Annotated in this window: 17 protein-coding genes and 2 pseudogenes; 9 read left to right on the top strand and 10 right to left on the bottom strand. The window is 61.3% G+C overall.

Annotated elements, in window-relative coordinates; all coding sequences use genetic code 11:
• Nucleotides 1–35: 35 nt before the first annotated feature.
• Nucleotides 36–1,025 (bottom strand): rhamnose ABC transporter substrate-binding protein, encoded by a 990-nt coding sequence (gene rhaS, locus VSX56_RS14900; RefSeq protein WP_350938264.1) that lies wholly within the window; start codon nt 1,023–1,025, stop codon nt 36–38.
• Between the two features lie 51 nt (nt 1,026–1,076).
• On the bottom strand, nt 1,077–1,880 hold the full coding sequence (locus VSX56_RS14895; protein ID WP_350938262.1) for a DeoR/GlpR family DNA-binding transcription regulator: 804 nt from the start codon (nt 1,878–1,880) through the stop codon (nt 1,077–1,079).
• Nucleotides 1,881–2,063: 183 nt separating this feature from the next.
• Here VSX56_RS14895 and VSX56_RS14890 point away from each other — a divergent pair, with 183 nt between their 5' ends.
• Nucleotides 2,064–4,172, top strand: coding sequence for a bifunctional rhamnulose-1-phosphate aldolase/short-chain dehydrogenase (locus VSX56_RS14890; RefSeq protein ID WP_350938260.1), 2,109 nt, complete (start codon nt 2,064–2,066; stop codon nt 4,170–4,172).
• 78 nt (nt 4,173–4,250) lie between these two features.
• Nucleotides 4,251–5,522, top strand: coding sequence for an L-rhamnose catabolism isomerase (gene rhaI / locus VSX56_RS14885; protein WP_350938258.1), 1,272 nt, complete (start codon nt 4,251–4,253; stop codon nt 5,520–5,522).
• A 90-nt stretch (nt 5,523–5,612) separates the two neighbouring features.
• On the opposite strand, the gene VSX56_RS14880 is transcribed toward rhaI, so the two are convergent.
• The 3 genes from VSX56_RS14880 to VSX56_RS14870 form a co-directional block, all read right to left on the bottom strand.
• Nucleotides 5,613–6,476, bottom strand: coding sequence for a DUF475 domain-containing protein (locus VSX56_RS14880; RefSeq protein ID WP_350938256.1), 864 nt, complete (start codon nt 6,474–6,476; stop codon nt 5,613–5,615).
• Nucleotides 6,477–6,625: 149 nt separating this feature from the next.
• Entirely contained in the window at nt 6,626–7,819 is a 1,194-nt protein-coding gene (locus VSX56_RS14875; RefSeq protein WP_350938254.1) for an ATP-binding cassette domain-containing protein, read from the bottom strand.
• A gap of 255 nt (nt 7,820–8,074) precedes the next feature.
• Complete coding sequence (locus VSX56_RS14870; protein ID WP_350938252.1) at nt 8,075–9,112, bottom strand: LacI family DNA-binding transcriptional regulator; 1,038 nt, start codon at nt 9,110–9,112, stop codon at nt 8,075–8,077.
• Between the two features lie 134 nt (nt 9,113–9,246).
• Between VSX56_RS14870 and VSX56_RS14865 the strand changes: the two genes are divergently transcribed.
• The 7 genes from VSX56_RS14865 (at nt 9,247) to VSX56_RS14835 (ending at nt 18,601) form a co-directional block, all read left to right on the top strand.
• Complete coding sequence (locus VSX56_RS14865) at nt 9,247–10,320, top strand: ABC transporter ATP-binding protein (protein ID WP_350938250.1); 1,074 nt, start codon at nt 9,247–9,249, stop codon at nt 10,318–10,320.
• Nucleotides 10,321–10,323: 3 nt separating this feature from the next.
• Nucleotides 10,324–12,390, top strand: a complete 2,067-nt coding sequence (locus tag VSX56_RS14860; RefSeq protein ID WP_350938247.1) for a hydantoinase/oxoprolinase family protein — start codon at nt 10,324–10,326, stop codon at nt 12,388–12,390.
• Complete coding sequence (locus VSX56_RS14855; RefSeq protein ID WP_350938245.1) at nt 12,387–14,366, top strand: hydantoinase B/oxoprolinase family protein; 1,980 nt, start codon at nt 12,387–12,389, stop codon at nt 14,364–14,366. Before VSX56_RS14860 ends, VSX56_RS14855 begins: the two co-directional genes overlap by 4 nt.
• A gap of 63 nt (nt 14,367–14,429) precedes the next feature.
• Nucleotides 14,430–15,473: an ABC transporter substrate-binding protein gene (locus tag VSX56_RS14850; RefSeq protein ID WP_350938243.1), complete on the top strand. Its 1,044-nt coding sequence runs from the start codon at nt 14,430–14,432 to the stop codon at nt 15,471–15,473.
• A gap of 54 nt (nt 15,474–15,527) precedes the next feature.
• Nucleotides 15,528–16,358: an ABC transporter permease gene (locus tag VSX56_RS14845; protein WP_350938241.1), complete on the top strand. Its 831-nt coding sequence runs from the start codon at nt 15,528–15,530 to the stop codon at nt 16,356–16,358.
• A gap of 1 nt (nt 16,359) precedes the next feature.
• Nucleotides 16,360–17,151, top strand: coding sequence for an ABC transporter permease (locus VSX56_RS14840; RefSeq protein ID WP_350938239.1), 792 nt, complete (start codon nt 16,360–16,362; stop codon nt 17,149–17,151).
• A 10-nt stretch (nt 17,152–17,161) separates the two neighbouring features.
• Nucleotides 17,162–18,601, top strand: coding sequence for an NAD(P)-binding domain-containing protein (locus tag VSX56_RS14835; protein ID WP_350938237.1), 1,440 nt, complete (start codon nt 17,162–17,164; stop codon nt 18,599–18,601).
• A 750-nt stretch (nt 18,602–19,351) separates the two neighbouring features.
• Here VSX56_RS14835 and VSX56_RS14830 read toward each other — a convergent pair.
• The 5 genes and pseudogenes from VSX56_RS14830 to VSX56_RS14810 all read right to left on the bottom strand — a co-directional run bounded on the left by VSX56_RS14830 (nt 19,352) and on the right by VSX56_RS14810 (nt 24,513).
• Complete coding sequence (locus VSX56_RS14830; protein ID WP_434096041.1) at nt 19,352–20,062, bottom strand: dimethylsulfonioproprionate lyase family protein; 711 nt, start codon at nt 20,060–20,062, stop codon at nt 19,352–19,354.
• A 9-nt stretch (nt 20,063–20,071) separates the two neighbouring features.
• Nucleotides 20,072–21,052: an acrylyl-CoA reductase (NADPH) gene (acuI, locus tag VSX56_RS14825; RefSeq protein ID WP_350938232.1), complete on the bottom strand. Its 981-nt coding sequence runs from the start codon at nt 21,050–21,052 to the stop codon at nt 20,072–20,074.
• A 12-nt stretch (nt 21,053–21,064) separates the two neighbouring features.
• The gene (gene acuR / locus VSX56_RS14820) at nt 21,065–21,727 is read right to left on the bottom strand and encodes an acrylate utilization transcriptional regulator AcuR (RefSeq protein WP_350938230.1); all 663 of its coding nucleotides are present in this window, start codon (nt 21,725–21,727) and stop codon (nt 21,065–21,067) included.
• Between the two features lie 711 nt (nt 21,728–22,438).
• Nucleotides 22,439–23,560, bottom strand: a pseudogene (locus VSX56_RS14815) (IS91 family transposase).
• Between the two features lie 12 nt (nt 23,561–23,572).
• Nucleotides 23,573–24,513, bottom strand: a pseudogene (locus tag VSX56_RS14810) (tyrosine-type recombinase/integrase).
• Nucleotides 24,514–24,864: the final 351 nt, after the last annotated feature.

Below are 24,864 nucleotides of genomic sequence, written 5' to 3'. Positions count from 1 at the left end.
GCGGGGAGCAGCGGCCCCCCGCCATCGTCTGGGGATCAGAAGATCGACTTGAACTGGTCGATATTCGATTTGTCATAGACAAAGGGCTCGGCCATGGCGGCGGAGTTGGTGTCGTCGAGCGTCACCGACCCCATGCGCCCGATCGGGATCTCGGCGCCCGGCTCGGCCTCGGCGTCGCCTTTCTTCAGGTGATAGGCCATCATGACCGCCGAATAGCCCAGATCGATCGGGTTCCAGATCGCGAAGCTCTTGGACGCGCCGGACTCGATGGCCCCCGCCATCTCGGAAGGCAGGCCGAGGCCCGTCACATTGACCTGGCCCACCTTGCCCGCATCGACGACGGCCTGTGCTGCGGCCACGATCCCCACCGAGGTCGGCGCGATGATCGCATCAAGATCCGGGTTCGACTGCATCAGCCCTTGTGCCTCGCGATAGGACTTATCGGCCAGATCATCGCCATAGACGGTGCCGACCAGATTGATCTTGGGATAATTCGGCAGATCCTTCTTCATCTCGTCGATCCAGATGTTCTGGTTGGTCGAGGTCGAGGTGGCCGAGAGCACCGCGACATTGCCGCCCTCGGGCAGGTTGTCGGCGGCAAGCTTGATGATCATCTTGCCGATCAGCTCGTTGGACGAGGGGTTGAGATGTGCCATGCGGCCATCCGGTGCCACCCCGCTGTCAAAGCTCACCACCGTGATCCCGCGCTGCATGGCTTTCTTGAGCGTCGGGACCAGCGCATCGGTGTCATTGGCCGAAATCGCGATGGCATCGACGCGCTGCGCGATGAGTGCGTTGATCACCTCGATCTGACCCTCGGCCGTAGTATCGGTAGGGCCGGTATAGATGATATCCACATCGCCCAGTTCCTTGGCCGCTTCCTCGGCGCCCTTGTCGGCGGCCTCGAAAAAGCCGATGCCGAGCGCCTTCACCACAAGGGCGATGCGCATGTTCTCGGCGGCGGCCTGCTGGGCCAGAAGGCCCGAGGCAAGCGCCACTGTTGTCAGAAAAGTTCTCAGCTTCATGTTTCCCTCCCAAAAAACCCGAAACCTGCCTCCCCTCGCCACCGCTCCTCTTCAGTGGTTAGGGGAAGTTGTGACCGAGGCGTTCGGGTGCGCCACGATCAGCTTTACATCCGCAGCGTCGAGCATCTGCGCATCCTTGTCGCTGATCCCCTCATCGGTGATCAGAACATCGATCCGGTCGAGGGCGCAGAGCACCAGAGACGACCGGCTCGCGAATTTCGAGCTATCCACCATCAGCACCAGCTCTTCGGCCTGTCCAATGAGTTTCTGCTCCGCTTGAATAAGCAGGGGATCGGCCTCCATCAGCCCCAAGGGTCCCACACCCTGCGCCCCCATGAACATCCGCCGCGCATAGAAATTGCGGGTCACGTCATTATCGAAGGGCGAGAGAATGATATTCTGCTCGCGATAGACCACTCCCCCCGACAGAAGCACCGTGTTCTTCGAGTTGTGAAGAAGATGCTCGGCAATCGGAAAGCTGTTGGTAAAGACCTGCAGGCGGCGCGAGGCCAGCGGATGCACCATCTGGAATGTGGTCGTCCCGCCATTGATGATGATCGACTCTCCCTCGCTACATAATTCGACGGCGGCCCGCGCGATTGCCCGCTTTTGATCGATCATGATCGTTTCATTGACGGAGAACGGTCGTCCCGCCAGCCCGCGGAAATGGCCGGGGTGCAGCGCTTCGGCACCGCCACGCACACGGCGAAGCTTTTTGTGTTCATCGAGAGAGACAATGTCGCGACGGATCGTCGCCTCGGAAGCGCCTGTCAGCGAACAAAGTTCGGCCACCGTCAGAACGGGGCGATCCTGTACGGCAGACAGAATGATCCGGTGGCGTTCTTTCTCGTGCATCTTGCTCCTCCTTGACCATTGCTACGAATCTTTAATGGCGCCTGTCAATCAAAAACAATCAAACACTGTCTTATTTTGTCGGCAATGACTAAATATGATCGAATGTGATTGACAACGCCTCCGCGCTTCCCCCAATTTGAGGGCATACCCCTGTCTACACTGTTCCTCGGGAGGAGAATACCGATGACAACTGTCGATCAACGGCTGCATGCGCGGCTGCAATCACTTTGGGATGATGCCATGGCCGCAACGATGAGCGAGCCCGAAAAGCTACTTTACCGTTCGAACCTGCTCGGCTCGGACAAGCGGATCACCAATTACGGCGGCGGCAATACCTCGGCCAAGGTGATGCAGCCCGATCCGCTGAGCGGGAAGGAAGTGGAGGTGCTGTGGGTCAAAGGGTCCGGTGGGGATGTCGGCTCGATCAGGATGGACGGCTTTGCCACGCTCTACATGGACAAGCTTCGCTCTTTGAAGGGGAAATATCGCGGGCTGGCCCATGAGGACGAAATGGTGGGCTATCTGCCGCATTGCACCTTCAACCTCAATCCGCGTGCGGCCTCGATCGATACCCCCCTCCATGCCTATGTGCCGAAGAAACATGTCGATCACATGCATCCCGATGCGATCATTGCGATTGCCGCATCGGTCAATTCCAAGGAGCTGACCGCCGAGATTTTCGGCGACGAGATCGGCTGGCTGCCGTGGAAGAAGCCGGGCTATGAGCTGGGTCTGTGGCTCGAGAAATTCTGCCTCGAGAACCCCGAGGCCAAGGGTGTCGTGCTGGAGAGCCACGGGTTGTTCACATGGGATGATGACGCAAAGGCCTGCTACGAGCTGACGCTCGAGATCATCAACCGCGCGATGGATTATTTTGCGACCGAAACGAAGGGTGTGGCGGGTTTTGGCGGGCCGGTGCATGAAAGCCTTGATCCGGCGGCGCGGCGCGGGGTGGCGGCGCGTCTGATGCCCGCGATCCGTGGCATGGTCTCGGGGCAGCAGCCGATGGTGGGCCATTTCAACGATAGCGAGGCGGTGCTCGAATTCGTCAATGCCCGCGACATGCGTGATCTGGCAGCGCTTGGAACGTCGTGCCCCGACCATTTCCTGCGTACCAAGATCCGCCCGCTGGTGGTCGATTTCGTGCCTGCCGAGAACAATCTCGAAGCGGTGATGGCGGGGCTGCCCGACCAGATTGCGGCCTATCGCGAGGACTATGCGGCCTATTACGAGCGCTGCAAACATCCCGACAGCCCCGCGTTGCGCGACCCCAATGCCGTGGTCTATCTGGTGCCTGGGGTTGGGATGATCACCTTTGCCAAGGATAAGGCCACGGCGCGGATCGCGGGCGAGTTCTATGTCAATGCGATCAACGTGATGCGCGGCGCCTCGACGGTCTCGACCTATTGCGGCCTGCCCGAGCAGGAGGCCTTCGATATCGAATACTGGCTCCTCGAGGAGGCAAAACTCCAGCGTATGCCCAAGCCCAAATCGCTGGCCGGTCGCGTGGCGCTCGTCACAGGCGGGGCAGGCGGGATCGGCACGGCCACCGCCGAGCGTTATCTGCGCGAGGGGGCCTGTGTGATGCTGGCCGATATCGATGGCGGCGCGCTGGCCTCGACGGTCAAGATGCTGGCGCAGGCGCATTCGGCGGATGTGGTGCGGACCGTAGAAATGAATGTGACCGATGAAGGTGCCGTGGCCCGCGCCTATGAGGCGATCGCGGTCGAGTTCGGCGGGATCGATATTCTGGTGTCGAATGCGGGGATCGCTTCCTCGGCGCCCATCGAGGAAACGACGCTGGAGCTGTGGAACCGCAACATGTCGATCCTTTCGACGGGCTATTTCCTTGTCTCGCGCGCAGCCTTCGGGGTGATGCGGGCGCAGGATATGGGCGGCGCGATTGTTTTTGTGGCGTCGAAAAATGGGCTTGCGGCCTCGCCCAATGCCTCGGCCTATTGCACGGCCAAAGCGTCGGAAATCCATCTGGCGCGCTGTCTGGCGCTGGAGGGGGCGGAGGCGGGCATCCGCGTGAACGTGGTCAATCCCGATGCGGTGCTGAAGGGGTCGAAGATCTGGTCGGGCGAATGGCTGGACCAGCGCGCCTCGACCTATGGCACCGACAAGGGCGGGCTGGAAGAGATGTATCGCGCTCGCTCCATGCTCAAACGCTCGGTCCTGCCCGAGGATATCGCGGAAGCCGCCTATTTTCTGGCCTCAGACGCCTCGGCCAAGTCGACGGGCAATATCATCAATGTCGATGCGGGCAATAAGGAAGCCTTCACCCGTTAAAGCAAAAAGATGCCCATGGCGCGGAGAGATGCGCCATGGATCTATCAAGCGGGCGGAGGAGCCTGCGCGGAGGAAAAGATGATTGATCAGGATGTTATTGCACAGTCCAACGAGGCGCTCGTTGGAGCGCTTGCGCAAGATTATGCCAGTCTGGGCGAGCGGCTTGCGCGGCGCGGGGTGGAGATCGATGCGCTCAAGGCGCGGGCCAGGGCCTTTGCCGTCGCTGTTCCGAGTTGGGGCACCGGCACCGGTGGCACCCGTTTTGCCCGTTTTCCGGGTGCGGGCGAGCCGACCTCGATCTTTGACAAGCTCGACGATTGCGGCGTGATCCAGAGCCTGACGCAGGCCACTCCCAGCGTCTCGCTGCATATCCCGTGGGACAAGGCCGAGCCCGCCGATCTGACGGCCAAGGCCGAAGAACTGGGCTTGCGGTTCGATGCGATGAACTCGAACACGTTCTCGGATACGGAAGGGGAATATAGCTACAAGTTCGGCTCGCTCAGCCATACCGAGGCCGCGACCCGCGCGCAGGCGATCGAGCATAATCTCGAATGTATCGAGATCGGCCAGAAGATCGGGTCGAAGGCGCTCACCGTCTGGATCGGCGATGGGTCGAACTTCCCCGGTCAGAGCCATATGGGCCGCCAGTTCGAGCGTTATCTGGGCGCCATGAAGGAGATCTACAAGGGCCTGCCCGAGGATTGGCGGATCTTCTCCGAGCACAAGATCTACGAGCCTGCATTCTATTCGACCGTCGTGCAGGATTGGGGTACGAGCCTGCTGACCGCGCAGGAACTGGGCGAAAAGGCCATGTGCCTCGTCGATCTGGGCCATCATGCGCCCAATGTGAATATCGAAATGATCGTGAGCCGCCTGATCCATGCCGGAAAGCTCGGCGGCTTCCATTTCAACGACAGTAAATATGGCGATGACGATCTCGATGCGGGCACGATCGAGCCCTACCGGCTGTTCCTCGTCTGGAACGAGTTGGTGGATGCCGAAGGGACCCCCGGTCTCGATCTGGCGCATATGATCGACCAGTCGCATAACGTGACCGATCCGATCGAGAGCCTGATGATCTCTGCCATGGAGATCCAGCGCGCCGCTGTGCAGGCGGGCCTCGTGGACCGTGTGGCCCTTGCGGGGTATCAGGACGAAAACGACGCGCTCATGGCCTCGGCCACCCTGCGCGCGGCTTTCCGCACCGATATCGAGCCGATCCTCGCGATGGCCCGCCTCGAGGCGGGCGGGGCCATCGATCCGGTCGCGACCTATCGCCGCTCGGGCTATCGCGCGCAAGTGGCGGCCAAGCGCCCCGCGGTCAGGGGCGGGGGCGGCGGCATCGTGTGACGCCGATGGGGGAGGGGCGGGGCCCCTCCTTCGCAACCCGGGCAGGGGCGCGATCGCGCGCGACAGGCCTTAGGATCCGCCCCGCACGCGTCAAATCGCCAGACGGTTGAAGCGCAGCGAGGAGACCAGCGAGAGCGCAATGATCCCGGCCCCGATCAGACCCGTGACCACTTCCGGCACATGGACGAGGCTCTGCGCGAACATGACGACCGAAAGCGCCAGGATCGAATAGAAGGCTCCGATGACTCCATCGAAGCTGAAAGACGCATCCAGCACTTCGAGATAGAGAAACGCGCCGAAGCCACCGGCACGGGCCGCGTCTTTGACCGCGCGCCTTCCATCCAGAAGATGGGCCAGTGCCTCGACCCCCATGAAGACGACGCGCCCCAGAATCGTGGCCATGAAGAATGTTGCCCGATCGGTCGTGCCAAGCTGCATTCCGACGATCAGGACAAGTGCCAGAACGAGCCTGTAACCGACGCCGGTGATGCTACCGACCGCCCGCATGCGGCTCTCGATGCGGGAGATCCAGTCGATCTCCTTGTCCTCGTCGAGAAAGAACGAGAGGGCGACCATCCTGAGGAAGGCTCCGCCAAAGGCGGAGATGCCAAGATGGCTTTCGCGCATGATCGGCGCGTAATCCTGCGGTTGCGTGGCGGCGAAGCGGATGGCCTCGACGGGACCGATATGTGCAGCGATCGCCACAATGGCCAATGGAAAAACGATCCGCATCCCGAAGACCGCGATCAAGATGCCCCATGTCAGAAAGCGCTTTTGCCAGCATAGGGCCATTGTCTTCAGCTTATTGGCATTGACGATGGTATTATCGAAGGACAGCGAGATTTCGAGCACGGCAAGAACCGCACAGATCAAGAGGAAAGAGCTTCCAGCCGCGAAAGTGCCGCCAAAGCGCCAGCCGAGCCAGAAGCTTGCACACAAACCGAGGAGCGTCACGGCAAACGCCTATTTGAAGTAGTGAAATGCCGTGGTCATTGCGCTGTTCCTTTGGTTGATGTGCCGGTGCAGTATGCTCCGGCAGGACATTCCGTAAGATACGGTTGCAGCCTTCATTGCGGGACATGTAAAGCCGCCTTCCGTCCGTCTTAGCCGGCCGCGAGCGCGGCACGGCGCTCGGACTGGATATCGGGATCGGCATCGAGCCCTGCTGCCAGAAGCTTTTGCGTATAGCTCTGGCGCGGCGCCTCGAAGATCTGGCGTACCGGTCCCTGTTCGACAATCTCGCCGCGTTTCATCACCAGGACCCGATCGGCAAAATCGCGCACCACAGGCGGGTCATGTGCGATGAAGATGAAAGCGATGCCCAGCTCGTCGCGCAGCTTGCCCAGCAGGTCGATGAGTTGCGCCTGAATGGAGACATCGAGCGCCGAGACCGCTTCGTCGCAGATGATGAGATCGGGCTCGAGGGCAAGTGCGCGGGCGATGGCAATCCGCTGGCGCTGTCCGCCCGAGAACTGGTGCAGCGCGCGGGCGGCATGGGCGGGCTCTAGCCCCACCTGCGTCAGAAGCTCGGCCACACGCGCGGTCCAGCGGTCTTTGGGCAGGATATCGGGATGGATCACCCAGGCTTCCGAGATGATCTGGAAAACAGTCATATGCGGATTGAGCGACTGGGTCGGGTCCTGAAAGACCATCTGCATCTGCCGCCGGAAGGGCGCCATCTGGCGGAGCGACATCGGGAGAAGATCCTGTCCCTTCCAATGCACCGAGCCGCCGCTCGCCGCCTCGAGTTTCAGGAGAAGTCGCGCCACGGTCGATTTGCCCGAGCCGCTCTCGCCCAACACCGCCAGCGTCTCGCCACGATTGAGGGTGAAGGTGATCTCCTTGAGCGCCTCGAAGCCACCGTAGTTCTTCTTGAGGCCACGCACCTCGAGGATCGCCTCGGGGGCGGGGTCGATGCCGCGCATCTCGCCCTTGCCTGGGGCTGCGGCCAAAAGCTTGCGGGTATAGGGATGTTTGGGCGCATGATAGAGTTCGCGCGGCGTGCCGGTTTCGACGACAAGCCCGCGCTCCATCACCACCGCGCGATCGGCGGCCTCGGCCACCACGCCCAGATCATGGGTGATCATCAGAAGCCCCATGCCGGTCTCGTGCTGCAACTCGTCGAGGAGCGAGAGTACCTCGGCCTGCACCGTCACATCGAGCGCGGTGGTGAGCTCGTCGGCAATCAGGATATCGGGCTTGAGCACCAGCGCCATAGCGATCATCAGCCATTCACTGCCCGTGGCCGAGGCCAATACGGCGATGGATCTGGCGCTCGACCGTGCCCGTGCGGTCAAGGTTTAGCTTACCTTCGGATAGGCCTGCCTGAGGGCGTGCATCCCTGATTTGTGGCACGCATCCCATCGTGGGAAGCGTGCCACAAGTCCTTAGCCGGACTGGAGGCGATCGTGGCCTTGCGCCGCTGAAGTGGCTCACCCTTTGGGAGAGAGTTCATCTCCTATGATCGAGGACGACCGGGATGGCTGCCTAAAGCCAACATCCGGTTCAACTGCCACGCGGCGTTGAAAATACCTGACAGCTCTATCTTAACCCTAGGGTTGTTTCGCCTTTTTGTCGTTTCGCCTTGAAAAGGCGGTGCTCTGACGGATCTCGAGCCTGTGCGGCGTATTCTGTGCGCTTCTATTGCCCCCCAGAATGACCTGGATCGCATGACGGCCGATCTCGTCCGAGAAAGGAGCTATGGTTGTCAACTGCGGGCTGATCTGACGTCCGATATCATAATCGCCCCAGCCCGCTACAGCGATATCGTCGGGAATGCTTAGACCGCGACGCTGGCACTCGAATACCGCGCCGGCGGCGACAATATCGGTCGGGCACAGAATGGCGTCGAGCCGCGGCTCGAGCGCGAGAAACTCGTCCAGTATCCGTGCCCCGGATCCGAAACCGTCTGCCGCACGGATAGATAGCACCAAAGTCTCGGGCAGGCCTGCATTGAACATTTCTTGCTGGAAGGCAGGGAGGCGCATCGCGTAGCGCAATCCGCCCCCGCCTGAGACCTGTACAAAGCCTATGCGGCGGCGGCCCTGTTTGATCAGGTGTCGGGTCAGCGCGCGGCTGGCGGCGCCGACATCATAGCTGACTGGTGTGCCGATCGCGTCGTCCGAGCCCCAGCTTTCCACCACCGGCGTGTTCGAGAGAGCCAGAAGCTGGCGAAGCTCTGACGCATGAGGATTGGCAACCAGAGCGATGCCCGCCACACGTAGCCCGAGAAGTGTCTGCACCGCCGAAAGCTCTTCTTGGGGGGTCTCGGCGATCATGGTGATCAGATCATGACCTTTCTCGCGCGCGGCTCGTTTCAGCCCGGTTGTATACATGTAGAAAGACGAGTTCCGCATAGAGGGCAGCACCGCACCGATCACCCTCGAGTTGCCCGCAGCAAGCAACCCTGCTGAAATATTGGGCACATATCCCAGCTCGGCTGCAACCTTCATGACGTTGATTCGGGTTTTTTCGCGGACGCGATCCGGATAGCGAAAGCAGTTCGACACGGTCATGGGCGAGACCCCGGCTGCCGCCGCAATGTCATGCATTGTAAGGGGTTTGGTCGTTTTCGGTGATGCGTCGGACATGGCTAACCTTTGGTCTGCGAAGAGGATGCGACGGCAGGGCGCGATTGGCAAGCAATCCTGCAACGCTGGCATTTTCCTGCTTTACTTTTTTTTGTAGCGCTACAAACCTAGATCTAACGATGATTGGACCGAGTATGAATGACGCCCCCTCTGCGCTAAATCTGACCAGTATCCGCAAGTCTTTCGGTGCCGTAGCGGCCGTCGAAAATCTCGATCTTTCCGTCGAGCCGGGGGCGCTCGTTTCGCTTCTGGGCCCGTCCGGTTGTGGCAAGACCACGACCTTGCGAATGGTTGCAGGATTCGAGCTTCCAGATAGTGGCGAGATCCGGATCGGCGGACAGGATGTCACGAGGCTCGCGCCAAACAGGCGCGGATTGGGCATGGTGTTCCAGAGTTATTCGCTGTTTCCGCATCGCACGGTCGGCGAGAATATCGGCTTCGGCTTACGCATGTCGGGTGCCTCGAAGCAGGTGCAATCGGACGAGGTCCGGCGCATGCTTGATATGGTGCATCTGACAGGGCGCGAGGATATGTATCCAAGCCAGCTTTCGGGCGGGCAGCAGCAACGTGTGGCTCTGGCGCGGGCGTTGGTGGTCAATCCGCGCGTGCTTCTTCTGGATGAACCCCTGGGCGCGCTCGACAAGGCGCTTCGCGAATCCATGCAGTTTGAGATCCGAGAGATGCAGCAGCGGCTCGAGATCACCACGCTCTTGGTGACCCATGATCAGGAAGAGGCAATGTCGATGTCCGACCAGATCGCCGTCATGCAAGGCGGGCGTATTCTGCAGCTTGGCGCGCCAAATACGATTTACGACCGCCCCGAAAGTGCCTTCGTGGCCAATTTCCTCGGGACTTCCAATCTTTTCGAGGGCGTGGTGACCGGCGCCGGATTGCAGACACAAGCGGGGCTTTTGCCGATGCCTCGCCCCAGCACAGCCAAACATGCGACCTTGTCGGTGCGCCCGGAGCGGATCGTGTTGGGGGAGGCTGCGGCGCACCTGCCGCAGGCCCTGCTTGGCCGGATTATCGCAGCCTCGTTCCGTGGGTCCTATGCTGCTTATCGCTTGGCGCTGGCGGACGGTACTGAGGTGATCGCCCACAGGCAGGCAGATGCGGGTCTGGGACAGACAGGTCTCGGAATCGGGGAGGAAATTCCCTTCGGTTGGGCCGTGACAGAAAGCGTCCTTGTCGAAGAGACGCAGGAGTAAATGATGAAAGATCTTTCCCATCAGAGTGGCCGTCTGCGGATCGGTATCGATGTTGGCGGCACATTCACCGATTTCGTGATGGCCGATGCGCAGACGGGGCGCGTGGCCCTTTATAAAGAACCTTCGACCCCCGATGACCCCTCCCGCGCGTTGATCGAAGGTTTGGAAAAGTTTCTCGCCGCCGAGCAGATGACGCCCGCCGATGTGGGCGGGCTGATGCATGGCACGACCATCGGGCTCAACGCGATCATCCAGCGCAAAGGGGCGAAGATCGGGCTGGTGGTGACCAAGGGCTACCGCGACATTCTGGAGATCGCGCGCTGCCGGATGCCGTCCTCCTTCGACCTACATGCGCAAAAGGAACTGCCGCTCGTACCGCGGGCACGGGTGGTCGAGATTGACGCGCGCTTCGACCGTGAGGGTCGCCTGACCCACAGCCCCGACGCGGCCGAGCTGGACCGAGTGGCGGCGGAACTGAAGGCGCTGGATCTGGACGCGACGGCCCTGATGTTGATCAATGGCTATGCCAATCCCGAAGCCGAGGCCCGGATCGCGCAGGCCCTGACCACGCGGCTGCAATCGCTGCCCATCTCTTCGGCGGCGGCAATCTGGCCGGAAATCCGCGAATATGAACGCACGCTGGTGGCCTGCCTCAACGCCTATATCCAGCCCTTGATGGATGCTTATTTCGACCGGCTGACCAAAGGGCTCGCGCGGATCGGGGTGAGCGCGCCGCTGCTGGTGACGGCCTCGAATGGCGGCTCGCTCTCGGTGGCCTCTGCCGTGGCGCGCCCTGTAGAGACCATCCTCTCCGGTCCCGCCTCGGGCGTGATGGCGGCGGTGCGTCAGGCGGGCCAGTCGGGGATGCAGAATATCATCACCTTCGATATGGGCGGCACCTCCTCGGATATGGCGGTGGCCACAGGCGGGGCTGCGGGTATTGCCACACGCACCGATATCGGCGGCCTGCCTCTGGTGCTGCCGGTGGTGGATGTGAATGCCATCGGTGCGGGCGGTGGCTCGATCATCTGGGCCGATGCGCAGGGCGTTCTGAAGGTCGGCCCGCAAAGCGCCGGTGCCCATCCGGGACCGGTGTCTTACGGGCGCGGCGGGACAGAGCCTGCGGTGACCGACTGTTTCATTGCTTGCGGCTTCATCGATCCCGCGCAGTTTGGCGGGGGCGCAATGCCGCTCGACGGGCCGGCCGCGATTGCGGCGCTGGGGGTCGTGGCCGCGAAGATCGGGATCACGGGCGAGACACCCGCCGCGCGGCTTGCCGAAGGCGCGCTGGCTGTGGCCTCTGCCGGTATGGCGGGATCGCTCTTCCGCACCATGGCCGAACGCGGGCTGGATCCGCGCGATTTCGTGCTGCTGCCCTTTGGCGGGGCGGGACCGACCCATGCCAATCTGCTGGCCGAGGAAATCGGGATCACCCGCATTCTGGTGCCGCAAGCGGCAGGGGCCTATTGCGCGATGGGCGCGGCGGGGGCCGATCTGCGGCGGGATTTCGTGCGCTCGCTCCGTGTGGCGCTGACGCCCGAGACGGTGGCGCAGGCCGCAGACAGTTTTGCAGCGCTCGAGGCCGAGGGGCAGGCATGGCTTGATGCCGAACTGTCGGGCAACGCGGAACGGCGCAGCGAACGCTCTGCCGATATGCGCTATGCCGGTCAGGCCTACGAGCTGCGGGTGGTGCTGCCCGAGGCGCAAGGCGATTGGGCCGAGGCCTTCCACCTTGAACATGAGCGGATCTACGGGTTCCGCGACATGCAGGCCGAGGTCGAGATCGGGACGATCCGTCTGGCGATGATCGGCGCGGGGCAGGCGCTTGCGCCCTCGACCCCCACCGGCGACGGCGCGCCTGTTCGCACCTATCGCGACATCTTCCATAAGGGCCGCTGGCAGAAGGCCGCGATCTATGCGCGCGCGCATCTGGGCGAGGGCGCCGAACTGTGCGGCCCCGCCATCGTCGAGCAACCCGAAACGACCACCGTCATCCTGTCCGGCTGGACAGGCCGCATCGATGCCCATGGCAATCTGGTCATCACCAAATCCGGAAGGACACAGGCATGAGCCGTCTCGACCCCGTTCTGCTTGAGATCCTCGGCAATAAATTCGCCTCCGTGACCGAGGAGATGTGTCTGACGCTGCAGCGCACGGGCCGGACGCTCTATGTGAAGGAAACCGCCGATTTCGCCTGCGCTCTGGCGGGGCTTGATGGCCGCTTCTATGCCTATCCGCGCTCGATCGGCGTGTCGGGCTTTGTCGGGCTGGAATGCCTGCCCGCGATCGAGGCGGTGGTTGCGACTCAAGGGGCGCTTGAACCCGGGGATGTCATCCTGACCAATGACCCCTACCGCTCGACCGGTCTTGCGACCCATCTGCCCGACCTGCATATGATCGAACCCTATTTCCATGAGGGCGCGATCATCGGCTATGGCTGGTGTTTCGTGCATTGCTCGGATGTGGGCGGGCGCGTGGCCTCTTCCATCTCGCCGGTCAATACCGAGATCTTTCAGGAAGGTCTGCGCATTCCGCCGGTCAAACTGATGCGGCGCGGCCAGATGGCGCCCGAGGTGAAGCTGTTCCTCGATGCCAATTCGCGCACGCCAGAGGCCAATATGGGAGATATCCGAGCGATGCTGGCGGCGCTCGCCACCGGTCGTCGCCGGATGGAGCAGATGCTGGGCCAGCACGGGTCGCAAGAGCTTGGCGCGGCGCAAGAGGCGCTGATGGCCTATGCCGCCGGCAAGGCCGAGGCCGTTCTGCGCCGGATGCCCGAGGGGCGTTACAGCTTTTCGGACTATCTTGATGATGATGCGGCCACACCCCTGCCGGTGCGGGTCGCGGTCTGTGTCGAGATCCGAAACGGCAAGGTGCATCTGGATTTCACCGGCACCGACCCGCAGGTAGCGACCGCGATGAATATCCCCTCTTGCGGGCGGCCCCATGCGTGGCTCACGCTGCGGATGCTGGCGCTGGTGCAGACGCTGGATCGCTCTGCCCCGCTCAATGCGGGCCTGTTGCGGCCCCTTTCGATCACTGCGCCGCTGGGCTCGCTCGTCAATCCCGAGGAACCCGCTGCGACCGGTGTGCGCCATGCGGCGGCGATCCGCGTGAACGACATCCTCAATGGTGCCTTCGGTCTGGCGCTGCCGGACGTGCTTCCGGCAGCAGCGTCGGGGACCGTGATCCCGATTGTGATGAGCGAACCTGCGCCCAAAGGCGGGCGTATCGTACAGGTGATCGAGCCGTTGATCGGGGGAACCGGCGCGCGCTTTGGTCATGATGGTGTGGACGGGCGCGATAGCGGGATCTCTAACCTTGCCAATAACCCTGTCGAAACGGTCGAGGCCGAACTGGGGGTCGAGGTGCTCCATTATGGTCTGCGCCCCGATAGTGGCGGCGCGGGGCAGTGGCGGGGTGGCTGCGGGATGGAGCTGTCTTTCCGCGTGCTCAATTCCGGCGCGCATGTTCTGGGCCGCGGGATGGAACGTCTGATGTTCCGCCCATGGGGGCAGAATGGTGGCCAGCCGGGCCAGCCCGGCTCTCTGGTGATCAATGAAGGCCAGCCGCGCGAAAGGCGGCTTGGCAAGATTGACGTGCTTGAGGTGCAGGCTGGTGATGTTGTTACCTTCCGCACCCCCGGTGCGGGCGGCTGGGGCAGCCCGATGCTGCGGGACCCCGCAGCTGTCGAGGCCGATATCGCAGCAGGTTTCGTCACCGCAGAGGCCGCGCGGCGGGCTTATGGTGTTGTCACCGGTGATGTCGAGGCCACCAAAGCGCTGCGTGCGCACGCGCCTGCCATGGAAGGCACGCTATTCGGCCCCGAACGTCTGGCATGGGAGTCCATTTTCACATCCGAGGCGATGGACCGGCTCAATGCCGCGCTTCTCGGGCTGCCGCTGTCGCAGCGCCAGTCGCAAAGGCGGCAGATCTTCGAACATGTGCTGGGCGATCTACCCACCGCCTTCCCGCGTGCCCAGATCACCGAGGCCGAACGTCTTGATGCCAGCCAACGTCTGGAAAGCTGTCTGGCGGACTTCTGACACCGATTTTACCAGAACCGCAGAAGCGGCATGACCCAACAGAGCAATGCGAGGAGAGACCCCATGAAACTAAACAGACGTAGCTTCCTTGGCACCGGCGCCGCGGCGACGGGGCTCGTCGGCCTGAGTGGCCTTCCCCTGCGCGCCCAAGAGACCGGTACGCTGAATGTCACCGCCTATGGTGGCGTCTGGGAGCAGGCCATCCGCGATTGCTTTGTCGCGCCTTTTGAAGCCAAAACAGGCGCCAAGGCGACCGTATCGCTGGGCGGTCCGCCGCAATGGCTGGCGCAGGTCGAGGCCAATCCCGAAAAGCCTCCGCTTGATGTCCTGATTATGTCGCCAGATCTGGCAGTGATTGCCGCCGAAGGCGACCTGATGGACGAATTCACCGTCGAGAAGCTTCCCAATCTGGCAAAGATCCCGCAGGAGTTCACAGATGCCTGCCTCGGCAAGGGCACCTATTTCGATTATGGCGTCGGCGGGATCACCTATAAAAAACAGGTCGTTTCCGAGCCGCCCAAAAGCTTTGCGGCCTTTGTCGAGCGCGTGTCCAAAGGCGAGTTCATCGCCTCGGTGCCCTCGATCCAATATGGCGTGACGCCGGTTTTCTTCATCTGGGCGATGAACAATGCGCTTGGCGGCACGGTCGACAATGTCGATCCGTTCTTCGAGGCGATGGCCAAGATGAAGGACAATCTGGTCTTCTGGGCAGGCCCCAATGATTTCTTCAACCATCTGGCCTCGGGCGAGGCGGATCTGGGGATCTATTTCGACGGCCGGACCTGGAACCATGTGGATGAGGGCGTCGACTGGATCGATTTCATCAACCCTGAGGAAGGCGGCGCGATGACCGCTGTCGCGATCCAGAAGCCGAAACATGCCTCGGATCTGGCATGGGACTACATCAATGGCGTGCTCGAGGCCTCCAATCAGGCCAAATTCGCCGAGATCCTGAATTATGGCGTCACCAATACGGAGGTCCAGTATAGCGAGAAACTGGCCGCCCGAGTGACACCGCTGAGTAAAGCCAATCTGCCGCCCTATGCGCAGATTGCGAAAGTGCGTAACGAGTGGGTCGATCGCTGGAACCGCGAAATCGGCATGTAACCCCTTGCGCCCGCCGGTGAACCGGCGGGCGCATCCCTGATCCGACGAGGCCCCATGACCCTATCCCCGCGCATCCGCCAAATTTTCCTGTTGCTCCCGGCGCTGATCTTTCTTGCGGTGTTCTTCGTCATGCCGCTCGCAGATAATTCGGCGCGGTCTTTCCTGACCGGAAATGGCGGGCTGACCCTGTCGCGCTATGCCGAGTTCCTGACGGACCGTTTCTATCTGGGCGTTATCCTCGAGACGGTGGTCTTGTCGGCGGTGGTCACGGTGATCTCGGTGCTCATCGCCTATCCGGTCGCCTATGTACTTGTACGCAAGGCGGGGCGGTTATCAGGGCTCCTGATTTTTCTACTGATCGCGCCACTTCTGACCTCGATCATCATGCGCACCTTCGGGTGGCAGGTGTTGTTTGCGCGGCGCGGACTGGTCAACCAGTGGCTCGTGCATGATCTGGGGATCCTCGACACGCCCTTGCGGCTGATGAACACGCCTGGGCTCGCGATTGCGGCACTGGTGCATGTGCTGGTCCCGTTTGCTGTGCTGTCCATTGCCTCGGTGCTTCAGGGAGTGGACCGGCGACTGGAGGAGGGCGCGTTGATGCTTGGCGCGTCTAAGCTACGCACCTTCTTCGAGGTGACCCTGCCGTTGACGCTCGACGGGATCGGCACGGGCGCCATACTGGTCTTCATGATCGCAAATGGCTCATTCGTGACACTCGTCCTTCTGGGCGGGGGCTTTCAGACGCTTCCTTTGCTGATCTACCAACAGTTCAATACGACGCGTGATTTCGCGCTCGCCTCGACCATGAGCACGATCCTTCTAGTGATCGCACTGGCTTGCCTGTGGCTACAGTTGCGGCTTGTACGCCGTCAGGGGGTGTAAGATGAGGCTGATCAATCTTATGCTATGGGCCTTCACGGTGGCCTTCTTCATCTTCATGAACCTGCCGATTGCGGTGGTCGTTGTGGTGTCTTTCACCTCGGCGGGCTATGCCTCCTTCCCGATCCCCGGCTGGTCGCTAAAATGGTTCGCGCGGATCTTCGAATACACCCCCTTCATCGACAGCCTCTGGGTCAGCCTCGAACTCGCCGTGGTGGCCACGATTGCGTCCTGCTTCTTGGGTATTCCGGCAGCCCTATGGCTAAGCCGTGCGCGGTCCGGCTGGGCGACGGCAGTGACGACCTTTCTCCTGTCGCCACTCTCGATGCCGATGATCGTGATCGGCTTCGCGTCGCTCTTCTTCCTCTCCTGGCTGGGGCTCGGCATCTCGTTCACATCGCTGGCCATCGTTCACACGGTGATCTGCCTGCCCTATGTCATCCGCACGGTGACAGCTGTCTACCGTGCCGTTCCGCCCGCCTATGAGGAAGCGGCACTGATCCTCGGGGCCTCGCGGCTGACCACCTTCCGCGAGGTGACATTGCCACTTATCCGTCCGGGTATCGCGGCCGGATGCCTGTTCTCTTTCCTGACCTCTTTCGACAACCTGCCGGTCAGCTATTTCTTCGGCTCGGCCCAGACCAATACCCTGCCGGTGGTGATGCTGGCCTATATGGAACACCAGTTCGACCCCTCGATCGCGGCGCTGTCCACGCTGCAACTGGCACTGGCCGTTGTGGCACTGGTGGTGGCCGACAGGCTTTACGGGATCGAGAAAATGACCGTCGCCGCCTGAGAAAGCCCCCATGAGTCTTGCCGATCTTGAAGCCCGTCTTGCCGAGGACCTTGCCGTTCTCAACCTGCCTGCCGCGCCGTGGGTGCCCGCGCGCGAGGGCGTGACGGATGTGCTGGTGATCGGCGGCGGGATGTGCGGGCTTGCGGCTTTGGCACAGCTGCGCTTTCTGGGGATCGAGCGCAGTTTCGCCGTGGATGCCAACCCGCAGGGGTTCGAGGGGCCGTGGAAGATATTTGCCCGCATGCGCACGCTGCGTTCGCCCAAAACGCTCACGGGCCCCGCGCTGGACCAACCCTCGCTGACCTTCCGTGCGTGGTTCACAGCACAGTGGGGTCGGGCGGCGTGGGGCGCACTCGACAAGATCCCCAAGGGGCAATGGATGGACTATCTACGCTGGTATCGCCGTGTTTTGGCGCTACCTGTGCGCAATGACATAAGACTTGTCGATCTGCGCGACAAAGGGGCGCTGCTTAGCGCCACGCTTGAAGGGCCGAAAGGACAGCGGCAGGTCCTGGCCCGCCGTGTGGTGCTGGCCACGGGGCGCTCTGGGCTGGGCGGTGGCGCGATGCCCGACATGTTGCGGGCGCTTCCGGCAGCCTATTGCGCCCATAGCGCAGACGGGATCGATTTTACCGCCCTGAAGGGCAGACGTGTGACGGTGATCGGGGCAGGGGCCTCGGCCTTCGACACTGCGGCCACAGCGCTCGAGGCGGGGGCCGCACGTGTCGATATGCTGATCCGCCGCGCGCGGATACCGGCGGTGAACAAGCTGACCGGTATTGGTAGTCCGGGCACCCAGATCGGACTGGGGCAAGTTCCGCCCGAGTGGAAGTTGAAAATCCACGCCTATGCTGCGCGCGCGCAAGTGCCGCCGCCTAGCCACTCCGTACGGCGCGCCACTGACTTCCCGAATGCATTTCTCCATCTCGATTGCGCCTTGCTCGGGGCCGAATTGCAAGGCGAAGAGCTACATCTGCAGACGTCGCGCGGTGCGTTTACAACGGATTTTGTGATCTCCGCGACCGGTTTCCGCAATGATTTTACTGACCGGCCTGAACTATCGGAACTGGCAGCTCATATCGCGCTCTGGCGCGACCGCGGTGATTTTCCAACCGACCTGCCTGCTGATGGTCCCTTAGGGCAAGCCCCCGATCTTGCTCCTGATTTCAGCTTTATCGAGAAAAGCGAAGGTCGCTGCCCGGCTCTGCGCAGAATTCACTGCTTCAATGATGCCGCGATGCTTAGCATGGGCAAGGTGTCGGGTGATATTCCGGCGGTAAGCGTGGGTGCACGTCGTCTGGGGGAGGCAATCGTCGCGCAGTTCTTTACCGAGGATATCGACGCCCAGTTTGCAAGGCTTCAGGCCTACGACAAGCCCGAGCTTCTAGGCGATGAATACAGCGCAACAACTCACCTGCCGGACATACCGGAGGATGGCTGCCCCCTTTGATTGAGTAGAACCTAAACGGTAGACCAGCGCGAAATGAATCGCTGTGGTTGGACCATAAGACTGCGGATTTGATGCATAAAGCTACCAAACGGCAGTCAACATGGGAAACCCAACACACTGAAGTGTCTAGGTCGACACACTGTCTCAAAATATCAATGTAAGTTGGCTGGTAGCTCTCTGGGACGCCTCATTGACTGCCAGCAACTTCGAAACACAAGGTTTATGTAAAGACACTTTAAGCGGGCGCCTTCTGCGGGCCGAATTCATCCCTCGCGAGATACCTCTAAGCCGATAGTTCTCTGCAAATGTTCGTATCATGTTTCTAACGCGACATGATACGACAATTAGGGCGGGAAGCCAACTGGCAGCGAAGCGTCTGCCGCATTTAGTCAGAGCCGTCATCCACTTACCCCGAAGAAATGCTGCCTAAAAATCGACTAGAAGGGAGGATATTGTTGAAAACTCCGTCTAGTTTCTGCTGCAGGCTACGATGCAGAATTTCTTTCTGCCAACGTCCAGATTTCACCGCCAAACGAGGGATTTTGGCCAAGCGGGACAATAATCGTTCCACGGAATCGGACCACCTCGAGCCCGCTCGACTGTTTTCAACAGCATCGGCGGGAAACAATTCTTCGCTGTGTCGTGGGCCATCGTCTGCTTAGCGGAGGCGCTGCAGCATTGCGAATGAAGGCTGAAGGTTGGATCTGCGCTTGATGCACTGTTGGGTGCGGGCCTCGGTTGGGGGTAGCATCATATGCCCCGTGCGACCCTCGCCTTTCGAGTCGCGCTGAGCTTCATGCCAGGAGAGACTAGCCTCTCCTCGGGCCCGATCCAGGCATAGGCCAAAAGGCAGGGGTCCAGTTCGCCCGTGGTGATCCGGTGCTCAAGGCCCGGCCGGTTCAGAATGAGTGACCCGGGCGCATGGACGGCGGCGTCATTCTCGGACCAAGACCCGGCGACCGAGATGTAGCTTTCCTCGATCTCATCATGGCTATGCTGAGGATAGGTTGTGTTTGGCGCAAAAAGCACAAAGCCCAGCACCAGCTTTTCGGCCCGAACAGGGCCGCGCGGTCCCAGAATTTCGCAATAGGCATATTTCCGCGCCAGCGCCTTTGGCACCTTCTGGTATCCGTACTCCCAAGTGAGCTGATCCTTCACCCGCGAAAGTGCACGGGTCACCCCCTGCACCGCGCCGCGCTCACCGAGGTCTAGCGCCCGGTAGAGATGGGCCGTGACTGGCTTGGCTTCCGCAGGGCGTAGGCTGAGCTCGGGATTTGCGTCGATGATCAAGGACAGCCCATCCCGCACGCGCTTGCGGTGCGCACGGATCAGTCGGCTCCCTCCTGCAGACCCGTGTCGGTAAAGCGTATCGAATTCACGCAGTAGGTAATACCAGCTGGGGCATTCCTGCAGGCGCAGCGTCTCTATGCCTGCGGTGAAGGGTGGGTTCATTTCGCTCATCCTAGAGCCTCATGCGCTAATCGGAACGACGATTCGGCCGCGTACGGCGCCGTCAAGAAATTGCCGCGCGGTGTCGATCACCTCGGCAAAGGGCACTTCAGTGATCATCTCCTCGAGCTTGCCAAGGTCGAGATCGCGCGCCAGCCGCGACCATGCCTCGAGCCGGTCGGGTTTGGGGCACATGACGCTATCAACCCCGGCAAGCGTCACGCCGCGCAGGATGAAGGGCGCGACAGAAGCGGGCAGATCCATGCCTGCCGCTAGGCCGCAAGAAGCGACGGCACCGCCATATTTTATCATCGACAGCATATTCGCCAACACAGTGCTGCCCGCGACATCAATGCCGCTGGCCCAGCGTTCTCTGGCAAGCGCGCGCGTCTTTCCGGTCAGTTCGGTGCGGTCAATCACCGAAGCGGCCCCAAGCCCGCGCAGATACTCCGTCTCGGCAGGTCGACCGGTCACCGCCACAACCTCGTAGCCTCCGGCCGCAAGCAAGGCCGTGGCGACACTGCCGACGCCGCCCGCAGCGCCGCTGACGACGATCTCGCCCTTGTCGGGTGTTACCCCCTGCCGCTCCAGCGCCATCACACAGAGCATCGCGGTGTAGCCCGCTGTGCCGATCGCCGCCGCCTGCCTCGGATCTATCGCCGCCGGCAGAGGGATGAGCCAATCGCCCTTGACCCTTGCCCGTTCGGCCAGCCCGCCCCAGTGGGTCTCGCCCACGCCCCAACCGTTGAGCATGACCCGATCGCCGGGCTTGAAGTCAGGGTGGCTGCTTTCGGCGACGGTGCCGGAGAAGTCGATGCCGGGCACCATCGGAAACCGGCGTACGACAGGGGAGGCCCCGGTGATCGCTAAGGCGTCTTTGTAGTTCATGGTCGAATAAGCGACATCAACAAGAACGTCACCTTCAGGCAGCTGCGCATCCGGGACGTCTTGCAGCGAAACGATTTGCTTCTCCTCAGGCTTTTCGATCAAAATTGCCTTCATTTTCGTATCCTTTCAGGTGTCTAAAGTCTCAGCTTCAATCAGGCGGAGGAATGTGTCCGCAAAGCGGCGCAGGGGATCTGGGCGCAACTCAAGCTTGGCGCGCAGCACGGCGCCCTCCCAGCCGATCCAGAAGGTCTCCGCTAAGACCATTGGGTCGTGATGCGGCACGATCATGCCCTGCGCCTGGGCCATACTGAACAGTCGTGCCGTACGGGCCTGCCAGTCTTCCAGAACATCGGTGACCGCAGCGCGAAACTCGTCAGGGAGCGCGCCCATTTCCTGACCCAGATTGCCCATAAGGCACCCCCGCCGGAAACCGTGCCGTGCCATCCCCGCTTCGGCCCGTGCCGTGAAAATGCGGAGCCGGTTGAGCGGCGCGTGCTCTTCGTCCAGGAACGCCCGCTCGATCTGCGTGGTGAAATAGGTGTTGTAGGCTGCAACGAGGGCCAGTCCGAAATCGGCCTTGCTATCAAAGTGGTGATAGAAGCTGCCCTTGGGTACACTAGCTGCCTTGAGGATCTCGTCGATCCCGACCGAAGAATACCCCTTTTCTGTGAGGTGCTCGAGCCCGGCGCGGATCAGTTTTTGGCGGGCCTCGGACGCATCCGGTGCGCCGCGCGGCCGGCCACGGCGGGGCTTTTTCTCGGCGGATGGAAGAGGGACAATTTTGGTCATGGCATCATTATTAGACAGATCAGTCTAATAATTCAATACCTGCTTGAGCAGAGTGTCCAAACTGACCCGAGAGCCTCTGCTGGTCTAGCGACCCCGCAGCAAAATCAAGCCTCTAAAAGTACGGTTACTTATTCTGGGTTGATCACCGTATTGCTTCCAGTCGGGCTACAGCGTTAGGGGATCGCCTGAGCAAAGACGTGAACGATTCCAGCGTTTCGCGCTCGCCCGCGGAGCCACTGCAGCTTGTGCAGCCAACGACCGATAGGTTCAAAACTACCGAAATTGGTCTACTAAATCGTGCGGCCAATGCTAGCGCTGGTCTGGTTTGGAGAAGCAGCGCCACAGCGAGGCCCAACTTGGCGAAGGTCGGCTTTGGTGAAGGATTTTCGATGCGGGCCGTGGCGTAACGTTTCCTAGCGGTGCTTCGTCGGCCCGCGTTGGAAATCTTCTCAAGGTGGAAGCCGCGGTGGCTAGGTGCTGTCTATGGGGAAAGTGAGTTGATGTTTCCGGCGACGGCGCAGCTTGGTAGGCATTTCGAGGGCTGTCGGCCGTTCTCGATGGTGCCCTGATCCGCCCCACTGATGGTGTTTGGTCTCAGATGGCGCATTCCGTCGGAGGTTCGTGGGCGCGGCACCGCGTAGGGCAATGCTGAGCCAATCCTGGATGATGGCAAGATCTGGGGTAATGTTCGTGACAGTGATGAACGTTTCATCATGCGGCCAGCTCCCGTGGCGGTGCGCGCGACATTGGTTTCTGGCCGCCGCGGAAGATTTCGATGATGCGCATCGGGCCGCCGCAACATGGGCACGGTTCGCGCAAGGTGAGATGTGCGGGTTCCTTCGGATCCTGCGCTTCTCGTTTGGGCGTACGCTGCCCGAGCAGGTCGCGGATACGGGCGATGGTGGCCTTGCGTGTCGTGCTGGCCAGCAGGCCATAGCGGCGGATGCGATGAAAGCCGTCCGTGAGCACATGCATCAGGAAACGGCGAATGAACTCCAACGTCGACAGGCGCATGATCTTCTGCTTATCACCTGACTTGACGCGATGTGTGTAACGGCTCAGGTAGGCGAGCACCGCCTCGGGGCCACCAAAAGGTGGCTTAGCATAAACGACCCATCCGGCTTTGCGGAAAGGGGCGAGCCAAGCGGCAAACGCATCTATCTGCGTCAGTCTTTCCAGATCTCTGTAGAAGGCCAGCTCCCCGGCGCGATGCAAGGCCTGTAGTCCGCCGAGGAATGAGCGTCAGAACAGGCGCGACAGCACCCTGACATTCAGAAAGAACCCGGGCTTTCAGGCAACCCATCCTGTGCCATCCGACGAGCGCCCTCCGCCCGGTACGATCATGTGGATGTGGGGGTGATGCATCAGCGCCGATCCCTAGGTGTACAGAACGCTGGTCATGCCAACCCGGGCACCGAGGCGCTTGGGATCGGCGGCGATGGTCATCACCGTCTCCGCGGAGGCGCGAAACAGTAGGCTGTAGATGGCCCTTTTGTTCCAGAAGGCGATCTGAACGATCTTCGCCGGGAGGGTGAAGACGACATGGAAATACTCTACGGGCAACAGGTCCTCTGCACGCGCCGCCATCCAGTCCCGCGCCGCTGGCCCTTGGCATTTCGGGCAATGGCGGTTCTTGCAGGAATTGTAGGCGATATGATGGTGGCCACACTTAGCGCAGCCCGCCACATGCTCGCCGAGAGCCTCGGTTCGGCAGGCTTCGATGGCTGACATCACCTTGAGCTGGGCCAGGCTGACATGTCCCGCATTGGCCCGCCGCCACGCAGAACCATGGGCGCGAAAGATGTCAGCGATCTCCAGCTTTGGCCAACGCACCCCGCTGCCCAGTCACTCCAGACTTCGCTTCACGGCGTGGTCCTGCAACTTGGCCAGCATCTCGTAAGGGCTGACCGTGTCACGGATCGTCTTGGTGGCGACATGGGTGTACTGCGCCGTCGTCGTGAGCTTGGCGTGGCTGAGCAAGACCTAGATCACCCGTACATCCGCATTGGCTTCAAGCAGGTGTGTCGCGAAGCTGTGCCTCAGGGTGTGCAAGGTTGCGGTCTTATTAACCCCGGCCATAGTCTTGGCCAACGTGAAGGCCCGGTTCAACTGACGTGGTGAGATCGGGTTGATCTTGGGCTTTCCGGGGAAAAGCCAGCCTTCAGGCGGTGCTTCACGCCAACAGTCTCGGAAAAGTTCAAGCAAACCCGGAGACAGCATCACTTTGCGGTCCTCCCGCCCCTTTGCCCTGCTCGACATGGATCAGCATCCGGTCGCTGTCGATATCGCCGATCTTGAGATTGCAGACCTCGTTCGAGCCCAAACCGTCCCGGGGACGGTTTGCCGCGTTCCGTGGACCGTTTCTCACCCCGCAGACCTGCACCATAGGAAATGCTGAGAGTGGCCCGATACGTCAGCCCGGGCCCGGGAGCCGCCATCAGGATGTTCGATACCTCCTCGATGCTTAACACCACCAGCAACTTCCGCGGCTGTGTACGGAACTGCATGTGGCGCTTCATGTCCTCGCGCCCGCAGGTTATGCCGAAGAAGAACCGAAGCGCGACGATCCGTACGTTGAACGTGCCGGCCGTGACCCCGATATCAGTCATGTGCAGCTGGTAAGCGCGCAACTCCTCAGTTGTAACGGTGTCTGGTGAATGCCCCAAGAACTGGGCAAAATCCTTAATAGACCAGATGTGAGACTTCTGCGCCTTCTCGCCCATCCCTCGAATGCGTATGTCTTCAATCATCCGCGCCTGTAGCGGCGAAATCCTCTCCTCGGTCATGGAAACCTCCTGTCTGTCGATTGAGAGGCCTCAATCGACAGACAGCAGCCGCCATTCCCAAATGCACAGGGTGGCGATCAGTCCCGAACATACGCCACAGGCGCCAATGCCGCGCGAGCGGCTTCGTCTTTGGGCCGGACACCACGCGCATCCTGCACCTAGCACTAAAAGAAGCTTAGGGCCTTTGCACCGTGGCAGAGGTCATTATCGTGAGGAGTGTTCAAGTACCTAGCCCGCACGTTTTGATTGCCTTCTCTCACGCGTATTCTGCAACGAACCGCAACTTGTAGCCCTCGACGACCAACTCTTTTGCCCGCTCGATCTTCGTTCCGAAATGCGTGGTACGCCAGT

Origin of the sequence: Thioclava kandeliae (assembly GCF_040297545.1) — a bacterium.
Classification (GTDB): Bacteria; Pseudomonadota; Alphaproteobacteria; order Rhodobacterales; family Rhodobacteraceae; genus Thioclava; species Thioclava kandeliae.
Note: the sequence above shows the minus strand (reverse complement) of the source record. Positions and strands in the feature narration are given on the sequence as shown.